Consider the following 1,392-nt stretch of genomic DNA (forward strand, 5'->3'; position numbering starts at 1 on the left):
GGCTCTTCGCAGTTGAGGGTGTAGCCGTACGGGTGTGGGGTTGGCGCGTCGTGGCCGGGAGTGGGGTCGAGGTCTTCCGATGATGGAGGTTCCTACGCCAGCCATCAGAAAGACCTCGACGTGTCTCACGCTACCTTCGACGACCCTGATCTCACGACCTTCTGCCGCCTGGACGAGCTCGGCCTTCGCGTTGTCGGGCAGCATCTTGCGCCCGATTGGGCGGTGCTGGAATGTCGGGTCGTTGACCCTGATCCGTGGTGCGTGAAGTGTGGTGCGGAGGGCGTGCCTCGGGACACGGTGACGCGGCGTCTCGCGCACGAACCGTTCGGTTGGCGACCCACGACCCTGTTGGTCCGGGTGCGCCGCTACGCATGCACGGGCTGCGGCCGGATCTGGCGACAAGACATCACGAAAGCGGCACCGGCGCGGGCGAAGATCTCCCGCCGCGGCGTGCGGTGGGCGCTGGAAGGCCTCGTGATCGGGCACCTCACCGTCGCCCGTGTCGCGGCCGGCCTCGGGGTGTCCTGGCATACCGCGAACGAGGCTGTTCTCACCGAGGGGAAACGGGTCCTGATCGATGACCCGACCCGGTTCGAGGGCGTGACCACGATCGGTGTCGACGAGCACGTCTGGCGCCACACGCGCCGCGGAGACAAGTACGTCACGGTGATCATCGATCTCACTCCGATCCGCGCGAACACTGGGCCTGCCAGGCTGTTGGACATGGTCGAGGGGCGCTCGAAGGCCGTGTTCAAGCAGTGGCTCGCCGACCGACCCGACACCTGGCGGGCGAGGGTCGAGGTCGTCGCGATGGACGGGTTCACCGGGTTCAAGACCGCGACCGCGGAAGAACTGCCCGACGCGGTCCCGGTGATGGACCCGTTCCACGTCATCCGCCTCGCCGGCGACGCCCTGGACCGCTGCCGGCAACGCGTCCAACAACAGTCGACGGGGCACCGCGGCCGTTCCAGAGACCCGCTCTACTCGGCACGCCGGACCCTGCACACCGGCGCCGACCTCCTCACGGACAAGCAACACGCCCGCCTCAAGACGGTGTTCGCGGTCGACGAGCACGTCGAGGTCGAGGCGACCTGGGGCATCTATCAACGCATGATCGCCGCCTACCGCGACCCGGATCGGACCGCCGGGAAGACGGCGATGCAAGCGCTGATCGACTCGATCAGCAGCAAGGTCCCACGAGCCCTGAAAGAGCTGGTCACCCTCGGCCGCACGATGAACGCCCGCGCCGCCGACATCCTCGCTTACTTCGACCGCCCCGGCACCTCGAACGGCCCCACCGAAGCGATCAACGGCCGCCTCGAACACCTCCGCGGCACCGCCCTCGGCTTCCGCAACCTCACCAACTACATCGCCCGCAGCCTGCTCGAAACT

The 1,392-nt window shown here is 67.7% G+C and carries 1 protein-coding gene; it reads left to right on the forward strand.

All coding sequences use genetic code 11. From position 1 onward, the window contains the following. Positions 1-120: 120 nt before the first annotated feature. The coding region (locus B0H03_RS16020; RefSeq protein WP_109714933.1) for an ISL3 family transposase at positions 121-1,392 on the forward strand (1,272 nt) is incomplete at its 3' end.

It is taken from the genome of Rathayibacter iranicus NCPPB 2253 = VKM Ac-1602 (assembly GCF_003149025.1).
Lineage (GTDB): Bacteria > Actinomycetota > Actinomycetes > Actinomycetales > Microbacteriaceae > Rathayibacter > Rathayibacter iranicus.